Annotated in this window: 16 protein-coding genes and 1 pseudogene; 6 read left to right on the top strand and 11 right to left on the bottom strand. The window is 68.9% G+C overall.

What is annotated here, in order from left to right; genetic code table 11:
- The 5 genes and pseudogenes from VFA16_RS08150 to VFA16_RS08130 all read right to left on the bottom strand — a co-directional run.
- Window positions 1-2,212 (bottom strand): annotated as a pseudogene (locus tag VFA16_RS08150) (cation-translocating P-type ATPase); the annotation flags it as partial.
- A 73-nt stretch (window positions 2,213-2,285) separates the two neighbouring features.
- Window positions 2,286-2,750 (bottom strand): hypothetical protein, encoded by a 465-nt coding sequence (locus VFA16_RS08145; RefSeq protein ID WP_324967326.1) that lies wholly within the window; start codon window positions 2,748-2,750, stop codon window positions 2,286-2,288.
- Window positions 2,751-2,936: 186 nt separating this feature from the next.
- Window positions 2,937-3,731 carry an exodeoxyribonuclease III gene (locus tag VFA16_RS08140; RefSeq protein WP_324967329.1) on the bottom strand — a complete coding sequence of 265 codons (795 nt, stop codon included), beginning with the start codon at window positions 3,729-3,731 and terminating at the stop codon, window positions 2,937-2,939.
- Between the two features lie 82 nt (window positions 3,732-3,813).
- Window positions 3,814-4,710, bottom strand: coding sequence for an N-acetylglutamate synthase, CG3035 family (locus VFA16_RS08135; protein ID WP_324967325.1), 897 nt, complete (start codon window positions 4,708-4,710; stop codon window positions 3,814-3,816).
- Complete coding sequence (locus VFA16_RS08130; RefSeq protein WP_324967324.1) at window positions 4,710-5,303, bottom strand: peptide deformylase; 594 nt, start codon at window positions 5,301-5,303, stop codon at window positions 4,710-4,712. Before VFA16_RS08130 ends, VFA16_RS08135 begins: the two co-directional genes overlap by 1 nt.
- A 330-nt stretch (window positions 5,304-5,633) precedes the next feature.
- On the opposite strand from VFA16_RS08130, the gene VFA16_RS08125 reads away from it, so the two are divergent.
- Genes VFA16_RS08125 through VFA16_RS08105 form a run of 5 tightly spaced genes read left to right on the top strand, consistent with a single transcriptional unit; the run spans window position 5,634 to window position 8,996 of the window.
- Window positions 5,634-5,942, top strand: a complete 309-nt coding sequence (locus tag VFA16_RS08125; RefSeq protein ID WP_083087795.1) for a DUF3263 domain-containing protein — start codon at window positions 5,634-5,636, stop codon at window positions 5,940-5,942.
- A 52-nt stretch (window positions 5,943-5,994) separates the two neighbouring features.
- Window positions 5,995-6,465: a LytR C-terminal domain-containing protein gene (locus VFA16_RS08120; protein ID WP_324967323.1), complete on the top strand. Its 471-nt coding sequence runs from the start codon at window positions 5,995-5,997 to the stop codon at window positions 6,463-6,465.
- A gap of 35 nt (window positions 6,466-6,500) precedes the next feature.
- Window positions 6,501-7,208, top strand: a complete 708-nt coding sequence (sodC, locus tag VFA16_RS08115; RefSeq protein WP_324967322.1) for a superoxide dismutase[Cu-Zn] — start codon at window positions 6,501-6,503, stop codon at window positions 7,206-7,208.
- A 1-nt stretch (window position 7,209) separates the two neighbouring features.
- Window positions 7,210-8,340 carry a glutamate--cysteine ligase gene (locus VFA16_RS08110; RefSeq protein WP_324967328.1) on the top strand — a complete coding sequence of 377 codons (1,131 nt, stop codon included), beginning with the start codon at window positions 7,210-7,212 and terminating at the stop codon, window positions 8,338-8,340.
- Window positions 8,340-8,996, top strand: coding sequence for an LON peptidase substrate-binding domain-containing protein (locus VFA16_RS08105; RefSeq protein WP_324967321.1), 657 nt, complete (start codon window positions 8,340-8,342; stop codon window positions 8,994-8,996). Before VFA16_RS08110 ends, VFA16_RS08105 begins: the two co-directional genes overlap by 1 nt.
- Window positions 8,997-9,049: 53 nt before the next feature.
- Here VFA16_RS08105 and VFA16_RS08100 read toward each other — a convergent pair whose 3' ends face one another.
- Together VFA16_RS08100 and VFA16_RS08095 are read right to left on the bottom strand one after the other, a co-directional pair.
- Complete coding sequence (locus tag VFA16_RS08100; protein WP_324967320.1) at window positions 9,050-9,958, bottom strand: SAM-dependent methyltransferase; 909 nt, start codon at window positions 9,956-9,958, stop codon at window positions 9,050-9,052.
- A 149-nt stretch (window positions 9,959-10,107) separates the two neighbouring features.
- Window positions 10,108-10,890: a hypothetical protein gene (locus VFA16_RS08095; protein ID WP_324967319.1), complete on the bottom strand. Its 783-nt coding sequence runs from the start codon at window positions 10,888-10,890 to the stop codon at window positions 10,108-10,110.
- A gap of 21 nt (window positions 10,891-10,911) precedes the next feature.
- Between VFA16_RS08095 and VFA16_RS08090 the strand changes: the two genes are divergently transcribed.
- Window positions 10,912-11,529, top strand: a complete 618-nt coding sequence (locus tag VFA16_RS08090; RefSeq protein ID WP_324967318.1) for a TetR/AcrR family transcriptional regulator — start codon at window positions 10,912-10,914, stop codon at window positions 11,527-11,529.
- On the opposite strand, the gene VFA16_RS08085 is transcribed toward VFA16_RS08090, so the two are convergent.
- From VFA16_RS08085 to glp, 4 genes are all read right to left on the bottom strand, one after another.
- Window positions 11,490-13,628: an AAA family ATPase gene (locus tag VFA16_RS08085; protein WP_324967317.1), complete on the bottom strand. Its 2,139-nt coding sequence runs from the start codon at window positions 13,626-13,628 to the stop codon at window positions 11,490-11,492. The genes VFA16_RS08090 and VFA16_RS08085 overlap by 40 nt on opposite strands.
- A complete protein-coding gene (gene pssA, locus VFA16_RS08080) occupies window positions 13,625-14,485 on the bottom strand; it encodes a CDP-diacylglycerol--serine O-phosphatidyltransferase (protein ID WP_324967327.1) in 861 nt (286 codons plus the stop codon). The genes VFA16_RS08085 and pssA overlap by 4 nt, the downstream gene beginning before the upstream one ends.
- Window positions 14,485-15,195 (bottom strand): phosphatidylserine decarboxylase, encoded by a 711-nt coding sequence (locus tag VFA16_RS08075; protein WP_324967316.1) that lies wholly within the window; start codon window positions 15,193-15,195, stop codon window positions 14,485-14,487. The genes pssA and VFA16_RS08075 overlap by 1 nt, the downstream gene beginning before the upstream one ends.
- Window positions 15,196-15,204: 9 nt before the next feature.
- A partial coding sequence (gene glp, locus VFA16_RS08070; protein WP_324967315.1) for a gephyrin-like molybdotransferase Glp occupies window positions 15,205-16,356 on the bottom strand: 1,152 nt, incomplete at its 5' end.

The following is a 16,356-nucleotide window of genomic DNA, read 5'->3' as shown; positions in this document are numbered from 1 at the left end:
GGGCCGGTGGGACCTGTTGTGCCAGAAGGCGATTGAGCCGGTTCTCGGCGCGCAGCCGCTGACTGGCAGCCAGGATCGAATTTCCGGTGAGCACCGAACCGACCATCACCGCGTCCACGGGCGAGCCGAGCACCGCGCTGGCCGCCGAGCCCAGCGCCAAGACTGGGGTGAGCGGGTCTGACAATTCAGCCCGCACCGCCTTGAGGAACTGCCAGACCGCCCGACTCGGGGTTCCGGTTACCTGCGCGCCACGTTGGGCGGTGGCCAGTGCACGCGTCGCCATCGGGCCGTGCCGCGGCTCAACCGCTTCTTCGGGCGGCGGCAACATCTTGCGGACCTGCTCGACCGACATCGCGTGCCACTCGTGCACGGGTGCGGGGATCGGAGTGGGCGCCGAAACCACCCGCCGCGCCAGCAGGTAGCCGGACAGCAGCCCGGCCGCCGCACCGGTGGTCACCGGGCCCGGCCCACGGCCGCGCACACCGGGCAGCATGAACAGCGCACCCAAAGCCGAAGCGCCAGCGGCGATCTCCATGCCGCGCCGGCTCGCCGCCTTGGCCGCCGGAAGGGCGTGCAATACCCGCCAGGCCGCCGAGAGGTCGGGCAGTATCAAATCCGCGTGCCAAGGCGGCGGCTGGGTTTCGTCGGCGGGCACGACACCCAGCGCCAAGTCGGCGGATGAAAGTGCTTGGGCCGCAGCCGAAGACAACACCGCGACGGTGTGGCCGCCGCGTTGGCAGGCGGTCACCGCAGCGGCCAGCGCATCGTCGAGCGACCCGTTGCCAAGCGGCTGGATATCGTCGAACGCCGGTCGCAGTTCGCCGAGATCCTCAGTGTCAACCGAGATCAGCTCGACCCCGGAATGGCGGGCTTCGGTCACCACCCCCGAGGCCAGCGGGTCGTGTGCGGGGCAGACCAGCGCCTCGACGCCCCCTGCCGCTCGCTGCCTCGACGCCCCGGGCACCCTATGCCAGCCGGGACGCAGGTCGGCGTCGTCCAGCAGGGCCTGGGCACGGGTCCATGCCGCAGGGATCTCGTCTTCGTCCGCGCCGCGTACGCGCACCACCCGCAGCCGGTCGGTGCACAGTACCCGGGGATCGACGATCAGCGCGTCCACCCGATCCAGCGTGCGCAGGCTTTCCCGGCGCAGCGGCAACACCGCGTGGCGATCGGCCAATCCGTGTCCGAGCGTGGCGGCGAACGACTCTCGGGTGGTGCGGCTGGCCTTGGGCGCGGTCACCAGCGTCGCGGTGGCGGCCATGTCGATGCTGCGGGTGGCCGCCCCGGCCACTGCGGCGGCGGCCACCTGTACGAGTGCGCTGGCCCGCGCATGGCGGTCGACGAAGCTCGCCGGCCGCGGCGCCGGGCGCACCGACGGGTGGACGGCATGGTCCTCGGCGTGCCGGGCCAGCTCCGGTTCTTGGCGGCTCCAGGCCCGCGCCGCGGCGCGCGATTCGGCCGCCCTGAGAGTCTCCGTCCCCAGGTCCACCGCGAGCGACGCCGGCGAGCGGGTGACGACGTGGGCGACGGTATGGGCCAGTGCCAGCACGTTGTCCGTCGCGTAGTGGCCGATACGGTCCTCGAGCAGCCGACGCAGCCACGGCTGGTAGTCGACGGCGACCACGGCCGCGTCGAAAATGGTCGGCAGCCGCGGTACGCGCAGCACCTGGCCGGCCAATGCCGCGCCCAAGCCGATGACATGGGCACTGACCAGCGCCGCGCGGGTGGCCAGCACAAGATCATCGCCAGGCAAGCCTTTCGAGGACGGCGGGGTTTGGCGGGCAGCCTGTTTGTCGGCCGTCCGCGCGGGCGTGCCGGCGGCTGCCGCCCGCGCTTCGGCGTCCTCGACCGCGTGGCACAGGTCGCGTAGCGACGCCTGCTCGCCGTCGATGTCCACGACCACCCGCGACAACGGGCGGTTCAGCCTGGCGGCGGTAACGCCCGGCTGGGCGGTGACTTCGTCCAGCACCAGGCTTCCCAGTTCCTCGCCACCCGGATCGCCTAACCCGTGCACCTCGATCCAGGCTCGGTCGTCCCCTTGCCAGCAGTGCCGGGTCAGCGTCGAGCCGGAAAGCCCCCGCGAGAGCACCTTGGCCCCTTCGCGAACCGGCATGGTGGCGATCTCGAAGCTGGTCGATGCCAGCGACGTTGCGGTGTTGGTGGCAGTGTTAACGGACGCGCCGACGAGCGCTGACGTTGCCTGTATTCCCATCGCGACCGCGCGCAGCGGCGTGGATCTTGCCACGGATCCGACGGTACTCAATCGTTACTCAATGCCCTCTGGACTACTGCTTGCCACGGGACTGGCCGCTGCGCGAGCGCTTGGCGGGCGCTTTTGCGGCTTTCGAGGTCGTCTGCTTTTTGGCTGGCGCGGAAGTTTTCTTGGCCGGCTCGGAAGCCGTGGATGTATTCGATTTGGCCGGCGCAGCCTTCGACGGCGAGCCGATTGCCGTCGCGCCGGATTGCCGGTTCAGCTGTCGCAACACCAGGGCGCCGGCGCCGACCGCCAGGATCAACGGCCACTCGACCAGCCCGGTGACACCGAGTGCGCCCAACGTCAACGCGGCGGCGGGCGTCGAATGGCTTCCGCTGGCCACCCCGCGCTGGACACCGGACGCGGCGCCCTGCACAGCGCCGACGACACCGTTGACCGCGGCGCCGCCCACCGCGCCCGCGGCCATCGTGGTCGCATTTGCCGCGCGACTCACTGTTCGACCTACGCCGCGTACCGCGTCGCCGACACCCATCATGACTCCCTGGCCCCTGCTGATCCCCCTGCAGAACGGTTCGTCACGGTATACCCGCAAACGGGCCGCCCTGCCGGGAACAGCAAGATTCTGTCCAATATCTATAAATCGCGAGTCCCGCAGCAAGCAAACACTCAGAAGATGCACAGCTGGCTGCCAGTCAACGCACCGGTATTTCGACAATACGACTCAATCGCGGTGCAAATCCACCATTACCGGTGCATGGTCGCTGGGGGCCTTGCCTTTGCGCTCGTCGCGGACGATCTTCGCGTCGACGACCCGTTCCGCCAGCGCGGGTGACGCGAGGATGAAGTCGATGCGCATCCCTTGTCCCTTCGGGAAGCGCAGCGAGGTGTAGTCCCAGTAGGTGTAGGCGCCGGGCCCTGGTGCGAAAGGCCGTACCACGTCGGTGAATTGGGCGTCGAGGATAGCGTTGAACGCCTTGCGCTCGGGCTCGGAGACATGGGTGCAGCCTCGGTAGAAATCCACGCTCCACACGTCGTCGTCGGTGGGGGCGATGTTCCAGTCACCGACCAGCGCGATCTGCGCCGACGGATCGTCGCGCAGCCACCCTTCGGCCGTATCCCGCAGCGCCGCAAGCCAATTCAACTTGTAGGTGTAGTGCGGATCGCCTACGGCGCGGCCGTTGGGAACGTAGAGGCTCCATACCCGCACGCCGGCACAGGTGGCGGCCAGCGCCCGTGCCTCAGCAGCGGCCGTGGCATCCCAGGTGGGCTGTCCGGTGAAGCCGACCTCGATGTCGTCGAGGCCCACCCGCGACGCGATCGCCACGCCGTTCCACTGGTTGAACCCGCAATGCGCCACCTCGTAGCCGAGTTCAAAGAACGGCAGGGTGGGGAACTGGTCGTCGGCGCATTTGGTTTCCTGCATCGCGAGTACGTCGACGTCGGCGCGGCGCAGCCAGTCGAGCACCCGATCCAGGCGGGTGCGAATCGAATTGACATTCCACGTTGCCAATCGCAGTAGCGGGTCGCCGCAATCAGGTGTGCCGTCAGGTCGCGGCGATCGCAAGCGCGGCGAAGCCGGGTGCAGCGTGTCGCCGCAATCACTCATGGCCCGACCATAACCGTGGCTGCGCAATCACGTAACGGCTGCGATGGTGCAGCGTGAACCCGAGCGATTCAATGACGCTGCCGGCGAGCGTCATCTCGTCGCTGAGGCGGATATAGCCACGGGTGGCTCCGCGGCTAGCACCCCAGGAAAGCAGCGCCTCGCACAGCGCCGAGGCGTGCCGGCCGCTCACGATGCGCAGCGCCGACAAGCCGACCCAACGCGTCCCGTCGGGCGCATCCGTGACCGCAGCGCGACCGACCGCCTCATCCGCGTATCTGCCGAACGCCAACTCACCGTCGAGGACCGCGGTCAGCACATCGACGGGCACCGGGCGGTCATAGAACCGCAGCCACTCGTCGTCCGGGCAGGCCGCCAGCGACACCGACGGGTCGAGTTCGGTTCCGTCCGCGTCGCGCACCAGCATCCGGCGCGGGTGTTCACCGGCGATGGGCAGCCGCAGCAGGCGCTCCGGAATGGCCAGCCGCGGTGTCAGGCCGCGCTCCCTGTACCAGTCCACGATGGCGGGGATGGCACTGGCATCGGCCGAGACATCCAGCGGCACAGCTGAATTGGCGGCCAACGTGACGCCGTGCCCGGTGCGCAGCAGCCAGCCGTCCAGCCAGCACTGCTCGACGCCCGGCCACGCCAAGGCTGCGGCGTGCTCGAGCGCGCGGATCTGCGAGGTGCGCACCGGCGCGTCCGTCAACACCCGCAGCGCTACCGCGTCGGCGGACGCAAATTGCACCACCGCGCCGGTTTTCGTGCGGACCCGCACCACCGGGTCGATCTGCAGTAGGTGGCCGACCGCGTCGGTCAGCGGCGGCACTGACCCGGGGGGCCGGCGGTAGCGCACCGTCACCCGCGTCCCCAGATCGGGCCAGGACAGCATCAGTGGCCGAACGGGTCGGGCCCCTCACCCGGTGTCCAGGAAAGTCCCGGCACACCCCAACCGTGCGCTTTGACCGCCCGCTTGGCTGCGCGGGCGTGCCGGCCGACCAAGCGGTCCAAATACAAGAATCCGTCCAGGTGTCCGGTCTCGTGCTGCAGCATCCGCGCGAACAGTCCGGTGCCTTCTACACTCACGGGATTGCCGTCGGCGTCCAGTCCGGTGACCCTTGCCCATTTCGCGCGTCCAGTCGGAAACGACTCCCCGGGCACCGACAGGCAGCCTTCGTCGTCATTATCGGGATCGGGCATGGTCTCGGGTATTTCGGATGTTTCCAGCACCGGGTTGATGATCACGCCGCGGCGGCGGGCGGATTTCCCACGCTCATCGGGGCAGTCGTAGACGAACAGTCGAAGCCCGACGCCAATTTGGTTGGCCGCCAAGCCCACCCCGTAGGCAGCCTCCATGGTGTCGTACAAAGTGGCGATCAATTCCGGCAGGTCGGCGGGCAGCGAGCCGTCCGGGCCGACCGGCACCGGGCTGGTCGGGGTGTGCAGGACTGGATCGCCCACGATGCGAATGGGTACGACGGCCACGATGGGCAAGCCTAGGCCGTGCGACGATGCGCGCCGCGAAGCGGCGGGAGGAGGAGCACGGCGATTCAGCCTAGGCCGTGCGACGATGCGCGCCGCGAAGCGGCGGGAGGAGGAGCACGGCGATTCAGCTTAGGCGGTGCGACGATGCGCGCCGAGAAGCGGCGGGAGGAGGAGCACGGCGATCGAGACAGGCAGTTAAAGTGGCCCGACTCGCGGGCCTGGGTTACCGGCCAACAGTTGGGGGCGTGGTTGAATATCGCCGAAGCATGCCACTTCATAAAGAAATTCAAGCCATTTGGGAATTCGCCGGAAGGGTCCAGGGGAAGCGATATGGACAGCGCCATGGCGCGGGCAAATCGATCGGGGGACGACTCCGAAATCGCCGATGGCCTGACCCGCCGCGAACACGACATCTTGGCGTTCGAACGCCAATGGTGGAAATACGCGGGGGCCAAAGAAGAAGCCATCAAAGAGTTGTTCTCGATGTCAGCGACACGCTATTACCAAGTTCTCAACGCCCTGATCGACCGCCCTGAGGCGTTGGCGGCCGACCCGATGCTGGTGAAACGGCTGCGGCGGTTGCGCGCCAGTCGGCAGAAGGCCCGCGCCGCGCGGCGGCTGGGTTTCGAGGTCACCTGACTCTGCACCTGCATTTGCGCCGTCTCGGGCACTGCTGGATACAGTTGGCTCGATGAACGAACGCGTTCCCGACTCCTCAGGATTACCCCTGCGCGCCATGGTGATGGTGCTGCTGTTCCTGGGGGTGATCTTCCTGCTGGTCGGGTTGCAGGCGATGGGTTCTCACGGGAGCTCCGATGACGACGACTCGACGTCGGTGACCACTGTGACGACTAGCACGCCGGCCCCGGCCAAGGGGGCGTCGGCGGTGCACCGCTCCGATGTGCGCGTCTACAACATCTCCGGCCAAGAGGGTGTGGCCGGGCGCACCGCAGACCAGCTCAAAAGCGCAGGTTTCAACGTCACCGAGGTTGGCAATCTCTCACTGCCCGATGTCGCGGCCACCACGGTGTACTTCAGCAACACCGCGGGCGAGCGCGACACCGCGGATGCCGTCGGCAAGCAGTTGAATGCGCCGGTCAAACCCCGTATCGCGGCCGTTGCGGACCAGCCGCCGGGCGTCATCGTGGCGGTCGCGGGCTAACCACATCTGGGGCGGCAAGGCGATAGGCTCTCGCTATGGTCAAGCTCGCGAAAAGCCGCACAGTTGCTGCCGCAACTACGTTCGGGGCGCTCGCCGTCCCGGTCGCGCTGCTGGGAGGGTGCACCCCGAATCAGCCCCCGGCGAGCACGCCCGGCACCACTCCGTCGGTGTGGACGGGATCACCCGCGCCGCCGAAAACCCCTCCGGAAGGGGGACCGGTGCCGCCGGAGACGATCACCACCCACCTGCGTGCGCCCGACGGTACCCAGGTCGCCACCGCCACGTTCGAATTCGACCCCGGCTACGTCACGATCACCGTGCGCACCACCGGGCTGGGCCAGTTGACTCCGGGATTCCACGGCCTGCACATCCACTCGGTGGGCAAGTGCGAGGCCAACTCGGTCGCACCCACAGGCGGTCCGCCCGGCGACTTCCTCTCCGCCGGCGGGCATTTCCAGGCGCCCGGGCACACCGGGTCCCCGGAAAGTGGTGACCTCACGTCGCTGCAGGTGCGCAAGGACGGTGCGGCGTTACTGGTGACTACCACCGACGCGTTCACCAAGCAGGACCTGATCTCCGGCGCCAAGACGGCGATCATCATTCACGCCGGCCCCGACAACTTCGCCAACATCCCCGCGGAGCGCTACACACAGGTCAACGGCGCACCCGGTCCCGATCCCATGACCATGTCCACCGGCGACGCCGGCAAGCGGGTGGCGTGCGGTGTCATCGGTACCGGCTAGCTTGCCGGCCAGCAGGGCAGCCGCCCGCATCGACTTCGCCCGGTCGCCCCGGCCGACGGTGGGTGTGGAATGGGAGTTCGCGCTCGTCGACGCGCAGACCCGCGACCTGAGCAACGAAGCCACCGCGGTCATCGCCGAAATTGGCGAAAACCCAAGAGTGCACAAGGAATTGCTGCGCAACACCGTTGAAATCGTCAGCGGTATCTGCGACTGCACCGGACAAGCGATGGAAGACCTGCGCTGCACCTTGCGGACCGCGCGCAAGATCGTGCGGGACCGCGGCATGGAGCTGTTCTGCGCGGGCGCTCACCCGTTCGCCCGGTGGTCCGCCCAGAAGCTCACCGACGCGCCTCGCTACGCCGAGCTGATCAAACGCACCCAGTGGTGGGGCCGGCAGATGTTGATCTGGGGCGTGCACGTCCACGTCGGGATCTCCTCGGCGCACAAGGTGATGCCGATCATGACGGCCCTGCTGCAGTACTACCCGCACCTGTTGGCGCTCTCGGCGTCCTCACCCTGGTGGGGCGGCGAGGATACCGGATATGCCAGCAACCGGGCGATGATGTTTCAGCAGCTGCCCACTGCCGGTCTGCCGTTTCACTTTCAGAAGTGGGCCGAGTTCGAAGGCTTTGTCTACGACCAGAAGAAGACCGGAATCATCGACCACATGGACGAGATCCGTTGGGACATCAGGCCGTCGCCCCATAAAGGCACCCTCGAGGTGCGCGTCTGCGACGGGGTGCCCAACTTACGCGAGCTGGCCGCGTTGGTGGCGTTGACCCACTGCCTGGTGGTCGATTTGGACCGCAGGCTCGAAGCCGGCGAGACGCTGCCGAACATGCCGCCGTGGCATGTGCAGGAGAACAAGTGGCGCGCCGCCCGCTACGGGCTGGACGCGATCATCATTCTCGACGCCAACAGCAACGAACGCTTGGTCACCGACGACCTGGTCGACGTGCTCAACCGCTTGGAGCCCGTGGCGAAGTCGTTGCACTGCTCCGACGAGCTGGCCGCGGTCGCCGACATTCCGCGGGTGGGGGCCTCTTATCAGCGGCAGCGCCGGGTGGCCGAGGAGCACGACGGGGATTTGCGCGCGGTGGTCGACGCACTCATCGGCGAACTGGACATCTGATGGCCGGTGATACGGAAACCGTTGAGGTGCCGATGTTTCCGCTGGAGTCGGCGTTCCTGCCGGGTGATGACCTGCCGTTGCGGGTCTTCGAGCCGCGGTATGCCGCGCTGGTGCGCGACTGCATGCGCGAGGCCGATCCGCGATTCGGTGTGGTGCTGATCTCCCGGGGCCGCGAGGTCGGCGGCGGCGATACCCGCTGCGACATCGGCGCGCTGGCCGACATTGTGCAGTGCATCGATATGGGCTCGGATCGCTACGGTCTGCGCTGCCGGGTGGGCGAGCGGATCCGGGTGCGCGAATGGCTGCCCGACGACCCTTACCCGCGGGCGATCGTGCAGATCTGGCCTGACGACCCGGGCGAGCCGGTCAGCGAGACAGAGTTGCATGAGCTGGAAGACCGGGTGGTGGCGTTGTTCGAACGAGTCGCCACAGCCCGTGGCGCTCGGCTGCCCGACCGCGAAACGGTGTTGGGTTACGGGCCGGATGGGTCCGGCGACACCGCAAAGCGGTTGTACGGGTTGGCGTCGCGGCTGCCGATCGGGCCGGCCGACCGTTACGCCGTGCTGTCGGCGCCCTCGGCTGCGGAGCGGTTGGCGGCGCTGGGCGAGGCTTTGGACTCCGTCACGGCGATGGTGGAGTTTCAGCTCTCGGAGTAGGCGCCCAGGGCCAGGTCTCGGTCAAATGCTATGTCCCCCTGCCGCTTAGTGATTCATGTGGCGGATGGGACGCTGGCTGTGAGCCGGCCTTCGATGAACACGCTGCGCGGGGCGGCGTCCTCAGGGTCGCCGTCGGGCGAGCGGCCGTAGCGCTCCATCAGGTCCAGCGCCTCGATCGCCGTCACTTGCCAGCCGCGTTGAGTGAGCCACTCGGTCAAGTCGGTGCGCTCCTCGATGAACCACAAGTCTTGGGCGGGCGGCATGTCGCTGGCCTCGCGCAGGCGACGCATCTTCTCGCTGCGGCGCTCTAGGTAGTCCGGGTCGAAAAAGCCGGCGCTGAACGTGTCGGCCGCCACCCGGCTGCCCCGCGAAGTGAGACCGGCGATCCGCTCAAACATCAGATCCTGGTCCGCCGCCGACAAATACGGGATCAGCCCTTCGGCACACCACGCCGTCGCTGCCGACGGGTCAAAACCCGCCTCGCGCAACGCCTTCGGCCAGTCCTGCCGTAGATCCACCGGAACCGCCACATAGCCGACGGCAGGATGGGCACTGCGTCTGGCCAACGTGTCGGACTTGAACTGCAGCACCTTGGGCTGATCGATCTCATATACAACAGTGCCGTCCACCCACGGCAGCCGCCAGGCGCGGGTATCCAGGCCCGCGCCCAGAATGACCACCTGCTGGATGCCGTTGGCGCCGGCGGCGATGAAGTACTCGTCAAACCACTTGGTCCGCGCCGCAGCGTAGCCGCCGATCGCTCGTAGCCGCTCGGCCATCGGCCCTGATGACGGAGCCTGCCAACCCCGTTCGACGGCGGCATCGATGAACGATTGCGCGTACGGGTCGGTGAATAGCGGGCATTTGCAGTCCGATTCCGCGGCCCGCGCCATCGCCACGCCCAGCGCTGTGGCGCCGACGCTTTCGGTGATGTCCCAGCTGTCGCTCTCAGTTCTCGCCATCGCCGTCATCCTTGCCGGCCCGTCAGAGATTCCCGAGCCTGTGGGGGCATTTTCTCTAGGCAGTCTACCGGTCAGACGGACGGCGCTTTAGGGGATAGAACGTCCGAGCGAGCGGGACGGCGATGTAATCGATTGGGCTACTGGCTATTTCACGCTACTGGATGGGCGCTGCGCTGCATCAGCCGAGGCGCAACCATCCGGTGCAGCGGGCCAACCACGGCCCACACCGTTCGGGCGGCGAGTTTGTGGTGGTAGTGCAGGCGAGTAACGAGTACGGCGCGGCGGTCCTCACGGTGCAGCGTCAGCTGGCCACGCATAAGTGGCCCATCCGCCGCTAGCTCGACCTCGTCGTCGTCCGAACGCGTGATCGCCCAGCCGATGACATGCGCGGGCGAGATCCCGGGAGCTAACCGAAGTCGCAGGACGTGTCGGTGGATCCACAAGACAAGACGGCCAAGCGGGCGCGGTGTGTTTCTCAGCGCGTCACGGAATGCTTGTTCGGCAGTACGCACGTCCCCGGGAAGCAGCGGGACTTCGAACACGTCGACGTAGTCGGCGTTGGTCTCTGCCCGCTGGGCGATCCGCCGAAGCGTCCATCGCACGACGACGCGGTGGCCGCCGGTCCCGATGACCAGGGCGCGATAGATCTTGCCGTGCACCCCGGGAAATTTCGCCCAGGTCGACGAACGCAGGCGAGTCCGGCCGGGCCCGTCAGGATCCAGCTCGAACACCCACCGGTACACCGCGAACAGGTGGCGGCCTCTCAGGGCGAACCGTTCGGCCGGTCGCGCTTCATCCAGGACGAATCCGATCGGCACGCTAGCCGGGTCACGCGGATCGCGGCACATGACCTCCAACAACGCCACCCACGTGGCTGCCGAAGATGCGGGGATGGCTATGGCATGCTCATCGATATAGGGTAATCGTTCCATATAGAAGGACCGTACTAGATCGTGGCGCCTCCGCGGAAGCACCAAACCGATGTGATCCTCGACGCAACCCGGGCCCTGGTGCTCGCCGAAGGACCGCGCGCGGCGAGCGTGGCGGCGATCGCGAAAGCCAGCGGAGCGCCCGCGGGGACGCTGTATCACCGGTTCGGCAACCGCAACGGCATCCTCACGGCGGCCTGGCTGCGCGCACTCGAGCGCTTTCAGACTCGGGCGATGGCCGCGACCGGCGAGACCGCCCTGGAGGCCGCCGTCGTGATGGCCGTTGCGGCGGTGCGCTTCATGCGGGAGTTTCCCGAGGACGCCCGGCTGCTGTTGACGATTCGGCCGGGCGACCTGCTCGACGGCGGACCCGACGCGGCGTTCCGGGAGACTCTTGCCGCCCGCAATGCGCCGCTGCTGGAGCGGGTGCGAGTTTTCGCCGAAGAGCTCTATGGCAGCAGCGATGAGCGCTGCGTCTACGCCGTCGCTCGGGCGGTCGCCGATCTGCCTTATGCCGTCGTGCGCCGTCATGCCTACGACGACCCGATGCCCGACTGGTTGGAGGACGACGTCGCCGCGGCGGCACGCGCGCTTCTGGTCAGCTACGGCGAGGCCGCGAATGCGCGGAGCGACTCCAGCTGACGCGGATCCAGCGATGGCCGCACCTTTTCCCGCGCGGCCGCGACGTCGGCGGCGGTGACGTCGGCGGCGTCGATGGAGCGTCGCATCGCGGCGAGCGCGGCTTCCCGCAGTAAGGCCACGCAGTCAGCGGCGCTGTAGCCGTCGAGCTCGGCGGCCAGCGCGTCGATGTTGACGTCGGCGGCCAGCGGAATGGACTTGCCTGCCGTGCGCAGGATGTCGCGGCGCGCCGCGGCGGCCGGTGGCTCGACGAACACCAGCCGCTCCAACCGTCCGGGCCGCAGCAGCGCAGGGTCGATCAGCTCGGGGCGGTTGGTGGCGCCCAGCACGACGACGTCGCGCAGCGGATCGATGCCGTCGAGCTCGGTCAGCAGCGCGGCGACCACCCGGTCGGTGACACCGCTGTCGAAGCTTTGGCCGCGCCGCGGCGCCAGCGCGTCGATCTCGTCGAGGAACACCAGCGAGGGCGCGGAATCGCGGGCCCTTTTGAACAAGTCACGAACAGCTCGCTCGCTGCTGCCCACCCACTTGTCCATCAGCTGGGAGCCTTTGACGGCGTGCACGGAGAGCTGCCCGGTGCTGGCCAGTGCGCGCACCAGAAAGGTCTTGCCGCAGCCCGGTGGGCCGTAGAGCAGCACTCCGCGTGGCGGCTCGATGCCGAGCCGGGCGAAGGTGTCGGGGTGCTGCAGCGGCCATAGCATCGCCTCCGTCAGTGCCTGTTTGGTGTCGGCCATGTCGCCGACGTCGTCGAGTGTGATGCTGCCGACCGGTACCTCTTCGGCCGCCGAGCGGGACAGCGGCCGGATCACCTGCAATGCGCCGATCAGGTCGTCTTGGGTCAGTGCCGGCGGTTTACCGTCGGCGCTGGCTCGCGCCGCCGCCCTCAGCGCGGCCTCACGCACCAATGCGGCCAGGTCGGCCACAACGAATCCTGGTGTGCGGCTGGCGATTTCGTCAAAGTCGAGGTCACTTGTGGGAACCGACTGCAGCAACGCCTGCAGCTGCGCGGCGCGGGTGGCGGCGTCGGGCAGGGGCACCACGAGTTCCCGGTCGCACAGATCGGGTGCCCGCAGCCTGCTGTCCAGGCGATCCGGTATGGCCGAGGTAGCGATGAACGCCACACCGTCGGTGGCAACCGCCGCGCGCAGTTCCGCCAGGATCAAGGTGGCCACTGGCTCGGCGGTGGCCGGCAGCAGCGCATCGATGTCGGCGATCATCAGCACCCCGCCGCCGTCGCGGACGGTTGCAGCTGCGGTCGTCACCGCTTTGAGCCGGTCCTCGGCGGCCAGCGCGCCGACCTCCGGGCCGTCGAGTTCCACCAGCCGGCGACCATCGCATACCGCGCGCACCAGCGTCGCCTTGCCCACGCCTGCCGGACCGGACACCAGCACGCCGAGCCGGGCGTCGGCGCCCAGGGCCTGCAGCAGGTGCGGCTCGTCGAGCGCGAGCTTGAGCCACTCGGTCAGCTTGGCCGCCTGTGCGTGCATGCCTTTGAGGTCGTCGACGCTGACGGGGCGGGCGGCCGGTTCTTGCGCGGCTTCCGGCACACCGGCTCCCCAGGTCACCAGCGAGTTGGGCTGCACGCTCACCGGCCCGGTGGGGTCGACGCCGGTGACGGTCAGCAGCTCGGAGGTCCAGCTGATGCCGACCGCCGATGCCAGCGCGCGGGTGGCCGCTGAGGCGGAGGTGCCCGGCCCCAGATCGCGGGGCAGCAGCGATACCGCGTCGCCGACGGTGAGCACCTTGCCCAGCAGGGCTTGCCGCAAGGTGGCCGGCGCAACGGACTGTGTGGTCAGCGGTGAGCCGCTCAGCGTCACCGACCGCGCGCCATACACCGTGACCGCGGCGACGATCACCGGCATGCCCTCGCGTAGTCCGGCGTTGGACAGCGTCAGGTCGTCGAGCAGGATCGTGCCGACCGGGGTCTCTGCACCCGCCATGCCGGCGACCGCCGCGGTGGCCCGCGAGCCGGTCAGCGACACCGCGTCCCATTCCCGAATACCAAGGGCGGCAATGGCATTCGGGTGCAACCGGACGACGCCGCGGCGGGAGTCAACCGGCGAGGTGTTCAGCCGCGCGGTGAGGGTCAGCTGGGGCGTCATGTCCGGCCGGCTGGCTTGCGCAGTCCCAGCCGGGCCATCGAACGGCGGTTGGGCTGGGCCCGGCGGATCGCCCGGCGCACGGCGCGCCGCTGCTTGGGTCGCTCGCCCCATACCTCGGGATGCTCGGCCAGCCAGCGGTGACTGCGGACGGAGAACGGGATGTGGCACAGGTACGCCGCGATCGCCACCATGACCAGTACGTAGGGAAACAGGAATGCCACCGCCGCGACGATTGCCAACACCGCCAGCAGCAGCGCGGCCAAGTTCGGCGGCACGGCGACCGCATGCATCTTCTTCATCGGGATCCGGCTGACCACCAGCAGCGAACAAGCTGCCACCCAGGCGCAGATAAACCACGGAGAACTCCACCAGCCGGTGCCGAACTGCAGCTTGGCGGCCAGCGGCCCGAGCACCGCGATCGCGCCGGCCGGGGCGGGCATGCCGACGAAGAACTCCCGGGTGTAGGCCGGCAGGGTGGCGTCGTCGAGCAGCGCGTTGAACCGCGCCAGCCGCAGCACGATCGAAACCGCATACAGCAACACCACTACCCAGCCCGCGGGTGAGGCGGAAAGCAGCGACGCGTAGACCACCATCGCCGGCGCCACCCCGAAGTTCACCGCATCGGCCAGCGAGTCGATCTCTTCGCCCATCCGCGATTCGGCGTCGAAGAAGCGCGCGACCCGACCGTCGAGCCCGTCGAGGATGGCGGCCGCGGCGATCAGGGCCATCGCTGCGTGCGGCTGACCTTCCAGCGCGAACCGGATCGAAGTGAGCCCCGCGCAGATGGCCAGCACGCTCATCGAGCTGGGCAGGATGCGCAGGTTGACCGACGGCCGGCCGCGGGGCTTGGCGGTGATCACAGTTCGGCCAGCACGGTTTCACCCGCGAGTGCCCGCTGCCCGACGCTGACCAGCGGCTCGGCTCCCTCGGGCAGATAGGTGTCCAGCCGCGAACCGAACCGGATCAAGCCGTAGGTGTCACCTATCGCCAGCTTGTCACCGGCCCGCGCGTCGCAGACGATGCGCCGTGCCAGCAGACCGGCGATCTGCACGACGACGATCTGCACACCGTTTTCGGTACGCAGCAGCATGCTGGTGCGCTCGTTGTGTTCGCTGGCCGCAGCCAGGTCGGCCGAGCCGAAGCGGCCCGCCCGGTGTTGCACGCTGACCACCTCGCCGCTGACCGGTGCCCGCTGCACGTGGGCGTCTAGCAGCGACAGGAAGATGCTGACCCGGGGTAGGGGCGCGTCGGGTAGGCCGAGTTCGGCGGGCGGGGCCGCGGTGTCGACCAGGCAGACCAACCCGTCGGCGGGTGCGACGACAACACCGGGCCGGCTGGGCGGCACGCGCGGCGGGTGGCGGAAGAAGCCCGCACAGGCGCCCGCGGTCAGCAGCCCAGCCCGGCGCGCCCAGCGGTGACGGCGTCCGGTTACAGCCACGGCCAGCCCGGCGCCGATGAACGGCAGCCCCGCTGGATGCACCGGCGGAATCGTCGAGCGCAGCAACGCGACTAGGCGCTGCGGGCCGGACTTCAGGTCGTCTCCGGCGGGGCGGGGGCGTCGTGCCACGCGGTCATCTTACGGAGCCGACAGGTCCCAAACTTCCACCTGCGATCCGGCCGGTATTTCGGTGACGTCCTCGGGGATGTCCAGCAGGCAGTTCGCCGACGCCAGCCAGCGCAGGTGATGTGACGCCGGCGGGCCATAGCTGGTGACCGTGCCGGCGGCGGCGTCCAGCACGCCGCGGCGGAACTGCCGCTTGCCGCTCGGCGAGGTCAGCGCCTCGGTGAGCACCGCCGAGCGGCGCGGCCGCCCCGGAGCTGGCAGCCCCATCGCGGTGCGCAGCGCGGGGCGGATGAACACCTCGAAGGACACCAGCGCGCTGACCGGGTTGCCGGGCAGCGCGACGATCGGCGTGCCGGCCACCCGGCCGACGCCCTGCGGCATCCCCGGCTGCATCGCCACCTTGACGAACTCCACTCCCTGATCGCCGGCCCGGCCGAACGCGTCCTTGACCACCTCGTAGGCGCCCGCGCTGACCCCGCCGCTGGTGATGATCAAGTCCGCCTCGCTGGCGTAGCGATCGAGCACCGCGGCGAACTGGGCGACGTCGTCGCCCGCGGTTGGGGTGGCGACCACGCTGGCGCCGGCGTCGCGCACAGCGGCGGCCAGCATTGCCGCGTTGGATTCGTAGATCTGCCCTGGCTGCAGCGGCGTGCCCGGCGACACCAGCTCCGAGCCGGTGGAGACCACCAGCACCCGCTGCCGCGGGATCACGGTCAGCTCGGGCAATCCGAGCGCCGCGGCCAGTCCCACGACCGCCGGGGTGACGACTTGCCCGGCCCGCAGCACCGTGGTGCCCGCGGTGACGTCTTCGCCGGTGCGCCGGATATGGCGACCCTCGGGGGCGGTGGCGTAGATTGCCACGGTCTCGGTGCCGCCGTCGGTGTTTTCGACCGGAACCACGGCAGTCGCCCCGGCCGGCATTGGGGCGCCGGTCATGATCCGGTGCGCGGTGTCCGGCGCCAGCGTGAGCGTGTCGGTGCGTCCCGCCGGAATGTCTTCGGCCACAGGCAATTTCACTGGCTGCTCAGCCGTTGCCGCGGAGACATCTTCGGCGCGCACCGCGTAGCCGTCCATCGCGGAGTTGTCGAACACCGGCAGCGACAGCGGGGCTGCCACGTCATCGGCCAGTGCCAGGCCTTGGGCGTCGGCGAGCCCGGTGCTGGT

Origin of the sequence: Mycobacterium sp. (assembly GCF_035653355.1) — a bacterium.
Lineage (GTDB): Bacteria > Actinomycetota > Actinomycetes > Mycobacteriales > Mycobacteriaceae > Mycobacterium.
The sequence above is the reverse complement of the archived record's forward strand: the minus strand, read 5'-3'. Positions and strand labels throughout refer to the sequence as shown.

Bases quoted from the DNA above. Each gene is read 5' to 3' on its own strand.
- VFA16_RS08145 (WP_324967326.1), bottom strand. From the start codon at position 2,750: ATGATGGGTGTCGGCGACGCGGTACGCGGCGTAGGTCGAACAGTGAGT.
- VFA16_RS08135 (WP_324967325.1), bottom strand. From the start codon at position 4,710: ATGCTGTCCTGGCCCGATCTGGGGACGCGGGTGACGGTGCGCTACCGC.
- VFA16_RS08125 (WP_083087795.1), top strand. From the start codon at position 5,634: ATGGACAGCGCCATGGCGCGGGCAAATCGATCGGGGGACGACTCCGAA.
- VFA16_RS08120 (WP_324967323.1), top strand. From the start codon at position 5,995: ATGAACGAACGCGTTCCCGACTCCTCAGGATTACCCCTGCGCGCCATG.
- sodC (WP_324967322.1), top strand. From the start codon at position 6,501: ATGGTCAAGCTCGCGAAAAGCCGCACAGTTGCTGCCGCAACTACGTTC.
- VFA16_RS08105 (WP_324967321.1), top strand. From the start codon at position 8,340: ATGGCCGGTGATACGGAAACCGTTGAGGTGCCGATGTTTCCGCTGGAG.
- VFA16_RS08100 (WP_324967320.1), bottom strand. From the start codon at position 9,958: ATGGCGAGAACTGAGAGCGACAGCTGGGACATCACCGAAAGCGTCGGC.
- VFA16_RS08095 (WP_324967319.1), bottom strand. From the start codon at position 10,890: ATGGAACGATTACCCTATATCGATGAGCATGCCATAGCCATCCCCGCA.
- VFA16_RS08085 (WP_324967317.1), bottom strand. From the start codon at position 13,628: ATGACGCCCCAGCTGACCCTCACCGCGCGGCTGAACACCTCGCCGGTT.